Genomic DNA, 7290 nt, shown 5'->3' on the forward strand with positions numbered 1-7290 from the left:
TGGGCCGCGCCTCCACCATGTTGCCTTCTGGGTGCCGACGCCGCTCAACATCATCGACCTGCTCGATCTGATGGCGACCACCGGCTACGTCACCAATATCGAGCGCGGCCCCGGACGGCACGGCATCTCAAATGCCTTCTTCCTCTATATCCGCGACCCCGACGGTCATCGGATCGAGATCTATTGCTCGGACTACCAGACGGTCGACCCCGACCACGAACCGATCCGTTGGGATCTGCGCGATCCGCAGCGCCAGACGCTCTGGGGCGCGCCAGCTCCGCGCTCCTGGTTCGAGGAGGGCACGCTCTTCGCTGAGACGCCGGTGCGTCAGCCCTCCTTCCAGGCGTCCCCGATCATCGCTGCGTGAGTTAACGGGGCGCAGGGGCGGGGACTCCACTCAAGGTGACGGCCCGTTGGGCGGATCTGCAGGACAAGGTGAGGCGGATATGGTGAGAGCGACTGGCGGCKAGGGACTTGTGTCCGGGCTGATCGATCATGGCATCGATACGGTCTTCGGTCTTCCCGGGGCACAGATCTACGGCCTGTTCGACGCGCTCGAGCGGAACAAGGACAGGATCGCAACCATCGGAGCGCGTCACGAGCAGGCCTGCGGTTACATGGCCTTCGGCTACGCAAGGGCCACCGGACGGCCCTCGGTCTGCACCGTCGTGCCCGGCCCCGGCATCCTCAACGCCGGGGCGGCCCTGTTGACGGCCTTTGGTGGCAACGAGCCGGTGCTCTGCCTGACGGGGCAGGTGCCAACCCCCTTCCTCGATCGTGGTCGCGGGCATCTGCACGAGATGCCGGACCAGCTTGCGACCCTGCGCGGCTTCACCAAATGGGCCGAGCGCGTCGAGCACCCGGCGTTGGCGCCGACAGCGGTGTCTCGGGCCTTCCAGGCGATGCTCTCGGGACGGCGCGGTCCGGCCGCGCTGGAAATGCCCTGGAACGTCTTCACGCAGCCGGGGGAAGTGCCGGTCACCTCCGTGCTCGATCCCTCGCCACCGCCACCCATCGACGCTGACGCCATTGACCGCGCCGCAAGACTGATCTCGGCGGCGAAGGCGCCGATGATCTTCGTCGGCAGCGGCGCGTTCGATGCCGCGGATGACATCCTGCAACTGGCCGAACTGATCGATGCGCCGGTCGTCGCCTTCCGCAGCGGTCGTGGCATCCTGTCGAATGACCATGAACTCGGCCTCACCATGGCTGCGGCCTATGAGCTCTGGCCCCAGACCGACCTGCTGATYGGCATCGGTACGCGCCTGGAACTGCCGGGCTGGCGCTGGTCACATACGCCGCCGAACCTGAAATCGGTTCGCATCGATATCGATCCGGTCGAGATGCGCCGCTCCATTCCCGATGTCGCGATCCTGGCCGATGCCCGTGCGGCCACGGCTGCGCTCGCCAAGGCAGCCGGGCGGCTGCCGCAGAGCCGCCCCGGCCGCCGCGCGGTGATCACGGAGGCGACCGCGGCGGCTGAAGCCAAGATCCAGGCGATCCAACCGCAAATGGCCTATTTGCAGGTCCTGCGCGAGGTGTTGCCGAGGGACGGCATCGTCACCGACGAACTCTCCCAAGTCGGCTTTGCCTCCTGGTACGGCTTCAAGGTCTATGAGCCCAGGACCTATCTGTCCTCCGGCTATCAGGGCACGCTCGGCTCAGGCTTCCCGACCGCGCTTGGCGCGAAAGTGGCGTGGCCGGATCGGCCCGTGGTCGCGATCACCGGGGATGGCGGTTTCCTGTTTGCAGTCCAGGAACTGGCGACGGCCGTGCAATACGGCATCGGCGTCGTTACGCTGGTCTTCAACAACAGCTCCTACGGCAATGTCCGGCGCGACCAGCTGACGGGCTTCGAGGGCCGGCTGATCGGCTCGGACCTCGTCAACCCGGACTTCGTCCAGCTCGGCCGGTCCTTCGGGGTCGAGGCAGTGCGGGTCGACACGCCCGAAACCTTCCGCCCTGTGCTGGAGAAGGCGCTGGCCGATAATCGTCCCGCGTTGATCGAGATCACCATTCCGCGCGGCACTGAGGCAAGCCCGTGGCCGTTCATCCATCCGGCACCACCGGCAGCGCGCTAGCGAGCCTGCAGGTACGAGCCAATGCGCACCCCCCACATTTCTCGGGCGGAGCTTCCGCGATCTTAACGCTTACCGTGCGACAGGCTCGCCCATGGCTTTGCGGCGAAGGCTGCGATGGGAGGAGCCTCGATCATGAGCTGGTTCAGATTTGGCCTGGGGATGACGGCTGCGGCCTCGCTCACGGTGGCCGGGTTGATGATGGTTACGCCGGTGGCGTCTGAGCCACGGACATCCCCGCTCGAAGATTGTGCTGCCTGCCATGGCGCGGACGGCATCGCCCGCGACACCGAAGTGCCGCATCTGGCAGGGCAGAACGAGCGCTATCTGTTCAACCAGATGATGGCCTTTCGCAACGGCAAGCGGGCTCACAAGGAAATGCGCTACATGGCGCGGCACATGTCGGTGAACGAGATTGCGGCAATCGCGGCGTATTATGCAGCCCTGCCGACGCGTTAGCGGAACATATGCGCCGGTTTTCGGTTATAATCAGGTTGGGTCAGACTCTTTCATGACCCGGACGTAGCGCGGGGCTGCCATGAAACAACCGATCGTAATTCACACCGACGAGGATTATGAGCAAGCTCAGCTGCGTGTGGCGGAGCTTCAGGCTGCCTCCGATACCAGCACCAAGGAACAGGAACTGCATGCGCTCGCCGAGGCGATGCTCGCCTGGGAATTGCGGCGCGAAACCGCCGAGGATTGACGCCAGGACAGGCGCCGAGACAGGCGCTAAGGACTAGACAGGCGCGAAGACATCGGTCCGACAAGTCGATTGCGGCTTTCGGAAGAGCGGGTGCAAAGGCAGCAGGCGAGGCCGTTGGGCCGGCCGATATCCGGTCCGCTGACGGTCAGGCGCCTTGCAAGAGGTCTTCCAGCGCCTTGCTGAGCAGCGGCGTCGCCGCTCCATGGACTTCATATTGCCGGCTTGAGCGGTCGCTGACGAGTTCAGGCATCATCAACCCGTGCATTGTTCCCTCGGCCCTAAACAACCCGTCGAAATGCGCCCATAGCTGCGCATTGGCGACGAACGGGCCGGTTACGATGATCCGGGTGGGAAACAGCAGGCGGCTCGCATTGGCGAGTGCGCGCGCCAGCAAACGCGCAGCCGTGTCGATCTCGGGCAGGCTGGTCAGGTCGCAACGCGCCAGTTGTCGGTAGAGGCGGTTCTCGTCCTCCGCGAGATCGGGCCAGCGCCGGCGCAGTTCCGGCAGGAGCGACCAGAGCGCCGCGCCCGTTTCCAGGCAGGCGGTGTTGCCGCAGCCGCAACGGCGGCCGTCGAGCGCGGCGAAGCGCCAGTGCCCGACTTCTCCGAAGGAGCCGCCGGGCGGCGCGAGCGAGCGTCCGCCGATGGCGTAGCCCAGTCCGATGCCCCAGCCCCAGTGCAGCAGGAGCGCGCCATCCGAGAACTGCTCCGAATCCTGCGCCATGCGCGCGCGCAATTCGGCGTCAAGATTGCGACAGACCACAACGGGGCCAACCGCTTCCCCGAGCGCAATACCGACATCGAGGCCGCGCAGGTTGGGCCAGCGCGACGACATCAGCCATTGCTTGCGCCTGAGATCGAGCAAGCCCGAGAGCGACACGGCGGTGCCGGCATGCTCCATGCCGCGCGGCATCGCGGCGAGCAGATCCGCGCCAAGCCCGGCCATCACGCCTGCGACAACCCTGTTATCTGCGTCCGAGGCAATCTCGACGACGCGTTCTTCAAGCAACTGGCCGTCGAGATCGACCAGAGCGCCGACCAGCGATTGGCTCGCGACATAGATGACGGAAGCACCGACGCGGCGTGGATTGGCAATGAGAATTCCGGCCGGACGGCCGCGGCCGGCTTTCTGCCCCGCGGTTTCCAGCAGCAGACGGCGTTCCACCAGATCGCCGACGAGGCGCGATGTCGTGGTCGAGCGTAGCCCGAGCGCAGCGCCGATCTCAGGCCGGGAATGGGCCTGGCCGCGTGCAACAAGCGTGAAGGCGCGGGCGCGGTCGCTGCCGTGCCCGTCGGAGAACAGCATCTGGTCGATGGCTGGCAGTGTCATGGGCATCCATATTTTAGAACCTGATGGTTCTGAAATTGAGATTGCATTTTACAGAGGCGCTCATAAGCTCGATCTGAGAATTTTGAAACAATTTGCTCTGTCCGGGTTCAGAAATAGCATGATCGATATCAACATCGTCGCCGACAAGGAGACCCTCGGCGTCCAGGCTGCGGCCCGTGGTGCTGCGGCCATTCGCGAAGCACAGGCGCGGCACGGTCATGCGACGATCATCGTCGCGACCGGGGCCAGCCAGTTCGAGATGATGAACCATCTCGTCATTGCCGAGGGCATCGACTGGTMGAAGGTCACTGCCTTCCATCTCGACGAGTATGTCGGCCTCGGCCAGGAGCACCCGGCGAGCTTCCGTCGCTATCTGCAGGAGCGCTTCGTCGCCCCGCTGGGTGGCAAGGTCGAGTTCATCCCGGTCGATGGCGAGGGCGATGCCGAGCAGGAGGCGCGCCGGCTCGGCGAACTAATCGCGGGACTACGCATCGATGTCTGCTTCGCCGGCTTCGGCGAGAATTGCCATCTTGCCTTCAACGACCCCCCGGCCGATTTCGAGACGGACGAGCCCTACATCGTGGTCAAGCTCGATGGCGCCTGCCGCCAGCAGCAGTTCGGCGAAGGCTGGTTCCCGAGCCTCGAAGCGGTGCCGGAGCGCGCCATCTCGATGAGTGTCCGCCAGATCCTGAAGAGCGAGTTGATCGTCCTTTCGGTGCCCGACGAGCGCAAGGCGAAGGCGACGCGCGATGCGCTGGAAGGTCCGGTGAGCCCGCTCTACCCCGCCTCGATCCTTCAGACCCACAAGAACACGGTGCTGTTCCTCGACCCGCCGGCTGCCTCCCTGCTCAAGCGGGGCTGATGGTGGGACAGGGTGCGATCATGCTGACGGCCGGCCTCGTCGATCTCCAGGTCAACGGCTTTGCGGCCGTCGACTTCAATTCAGGCGCGGTGACGGCGGCCGAGATCGACCGGGCGCTCGAGGCGATGCTTCGGACGGGCGTGACCATTTGCCTGCCGACGGTGATCACCGCCCATCCGCATGAACTGGAAGAGCGCCTGCGCGCGCTCGATGCCGCGATCTCGGCGAGCCGCCTCGGCCCGCTGATGTGCCCGGGCTACCATCTCGAGGGGCCCTTCCTGAATCCGGCTGACGGCTATTCCGGCTGCCACCCGGCCGCCGCGATGACCGCAGCCGATCCCACCCTGGTCGATCGCCTGGAAGCAGGGCTCGACCGTCCGATCCTGATGGTGACGGTCGCTCCCGAGGTCGAGGCCGTGCCGGCCCTGATCGCGGCGCTGCATGGCCAGGGCAGGATCGTCGCTCTCGGCCATACCGCTGCTGATTTCGATCAGGTCGCTTCCTCCGCCGCGGCGGGCGCGACCCTGTCCACCCATCTCGGCAACGGCATGCCGCAGGTCACGCATAAACTCGCCAATGCGATCTTCGCGCAGCTTGCCGAGGACGGGCTTTGGGCAAGTTTCATTGCCGACGGCATCCATGTTCACCCCAAGGCACTGAAATCGCTGTTGCGTGCCAAGGGACTTAACCGTTCGATCCTTGTGACCGATGCGGTTTCGGCCGCAGCGGCGAAGCCCGGCAACTATCCCTTCGCCGGCATGAGCGTGGAGCGGAAGGCCGACGGTTCCGTGCGCCAGCCGGGAAGCGTCTCGCTCGCCGGCTCGGCGCTCTGCCTCGATCAGGGGGTGCGCAATGTCGTGGCCTGGGGCCTGGCGACGCCGGAGGAGGCGGTCGCGATGGCCTCGAGCCATCCGCTGGCGGTGCTCGAGCCCGCCTTGCGGGCGAGGGGGCTGGAGCTGCCACTAAGCGAGGTCGAGTGGTCCGCTGATCTCGCCGTGCAGCGCGTGCGCATCGGGCCCGAGGAACGCCGCTACGACGCGGTCAAGATGTAGACAACCCAACGATCAGCCTAACCAAAGAGGGAGAGACCATGAGCAAGGATTTCAAGGGAATTGACCGCCGCACCGTGCTGGGCGGCCTGGCCGCGATGGCGACGGGAGCACCGGCGGCCTTTGCGGCTTCGCCGCCGCTGCCGACCTCGCCGGTCGGCATCAACATCATCGATGTCGGCGGTGCGCTGGCCTTGATGCAGAAGGCGTTCGAGGACTATCGCGCGGCCAATCCGAAGCTGGTCTCGCGCATCACCTTCGTGAAGGCGCCGGCGCCGGAACTCGCCAGCAAGATCAAGGCGCAGCAGGAGGCCGGCCGCGCCGATCTCGATCTCGTGCTGACCGGCAGCGACGGCCTCGCAGCGGGCCTCGAACAGAAGCTCTGGCTCAAGATCCTGCCCGACTTCGCCGACAAGTTCCCGAATATCGAGGAGAACTACGAGCCGGCCGCGCTCAATCTGCACCGCGCCCAGGGCGACGGCTTTGGCGTCGTGGTCAACTACTACCCCTCCGGCCCGCTGCTCGAATACGCGCCGGAGCGCGTCAAGAACGTGCCGACCACGGCCGACGAGCTGCTCGCCTGGGCCAAGGCCAATCCCGGCAAGTTCATGTATGCGCGCCCGACCAATTCCGGCCCGGGCCGTACGTTCATGATGGGCCTGCCCTATATCCTCGGCGACAAGGACCCGCAGGATCCGGTCGGCGGCTGGGACAAGACCTGGGCCTATCTGCAGGAGCTTGGCCAGTACATCGACTATTATCCGGCTGGCACCGGCGCGACGATGAAGGAGTTCGGCGAGGGCTCGCGCGACATCATCATCTCGACCACCGGTTGGGACATCAATCCGCGCGCGCTCGGCATCGTGCCGAAATCCGCGATGATCGGCACGTTGAAGGGCTTCCACTGGGTTTCGGACGCCTTCTTCATGTGCGTGCCGAAGGGCGTCCCGAACGATCGCCTCGCCGTGGTGCTCGATCTGATGGCCTATGTGCTGACGCCGAAGGCTCAGGCCTATGCCTATGACGAGGGCTATCTCTATCCGGGCCCGGCGGTGAAGAACGTGCCGCTGTCGCTGGCACCGGAGAGCAGCCAGAAGGTGATCGCCGAATTCGGCCGGCCGGAATATGCCGACCTGATCGCGAAGAATCCGATCGAGCTGCCCTTGAAGCCCGACAAGATGGTCGTGGCCTTCCGCAAATGGGACGAGATGGTCGGCGCCAAGCGCGCCCGCTGAGCAGGCCAGTCGAACGCGACTGTCCAGCAC

General features: G+C 65.6%; 8 protein-coding genes. 7 read left to right on the forward strand and 1 reads right to left on the reverse strand.

All coding sequences use genetic code 11. The features are described 5' to 3' along the window. From AC1DJT_RS31955 to AC1DJT_RS31970, 4 genes are all read left to right on the forward strand, one after another. A partial coding sequence (locus AC1DJT_RS31955) for a VOC family protein (RefSeq protein ID WP_476835647.1) occupies positions 1 to 367 on the forward strand: 367 nt, incomplete at its 5' end. A 79-nt stretch (positions 368 to 446) separates the two neighbouring features. Then, positions 447 to 2081, forward strand: coding sequence for a thiamine pyrophosphate-dependent enzyme (locus AC1DJT_RS31960; RefSeq protein WP_476835648.1), 1635 nt, complete (start codon positions 447 to 449; stop codon positions 2079 to 2081). Positions 2082 to 2213: 132 nt separating this feature from the next. Beyond that, positions 2214 to 2537 (forward strand): c-type cytochrome, encoded by a 324-nt coding sequence (locus AC1DJT_RS31965; protein WP_441507070.1) that lies wholly within the window; start codon positions 2214 to 2216, stop codon positions 2535 to 2537. 79 nt (positions 2538 to 2616) lie between these two features. Next, a complete protein-coding gene (locus tag AC1DJT_RS31970) occupies positions 2617 to 2784 on the forward strand; it encodes a hypothetical protein (protein WP_441490879.1) in 168 nt (55 codons plus the stop codon). Positions 2785 to 2929: 145 nt separating this feature from the next. Here AC1DJT_RS31970 and AC1DJT_RS31975 read toward each other — a convergent pair whose 3' ends face one another. After that, positions 2930 to 4114 (reverse strand): ROK family protein, encoded by a 1185-nt coding sequence (locus AC1DJT_RS31975; RefSeq protein WP_476769955.1) that lies wholly within the window; start codon positions 4112 to 4114, stop codon positions 2930 to 2932. A gap of 118 nt (positions 4115 to 4232) precedes the next feature. On the opposite strand from AC1DJT_RS31975, the gene AC1DJT_RS31980 reads away from it, so the two are divergent. From AC1DJT_RS31980 to AC1DJT_RS31990, 3 genes are read left to right on the forward strand one after another with little or no spacing between them, the layout of a single operon-like run. Continuing rightward, a complete protein-coding gene (locus tag AC1DJT_RS31980) occupies positions 4233 to 4976 on the forward strand; it encodes a glucosamine-6-phosphate deaminase (protein WP_476835649.1) in 744 nt (247 codons plus the stop codon). After that, positions 4976 to 6028 (forward strand): N-acetylglucosamine-6-phosphate deacetylase, encoded by a 1053-nt coding sequence (locus AC1DJT_RS31985; protein WP_476769957.1) that lies wholly within the window; start codon positions 4976 to 4978, stop codon positions 6026 to 6028. The genes AC1DJT_RS31980 and AC1DJT_RS31985 overlap by 1 nt, the downstream gene beginning before the upstream one ends. Positions 6029 to 6066: 38 nt before the next feature. Continuing rightward, complete coding sequence (locus tag AC1DJT_RS31990) at positions 6067 to 7260, forward strand: ABC transporter substrate-binding protein (RefSeq protein WP_441507074.1); 1194 nt, start codon at positions 6067 to 6069, stop codon at positions 7258 to 7260. The last annotated feature ends 30 nt before the right edge of the window (positions 7261 to 7290 follow it).

Source organism: Allobosea sp. 05T422_2 (assembly GCF_056396265.1).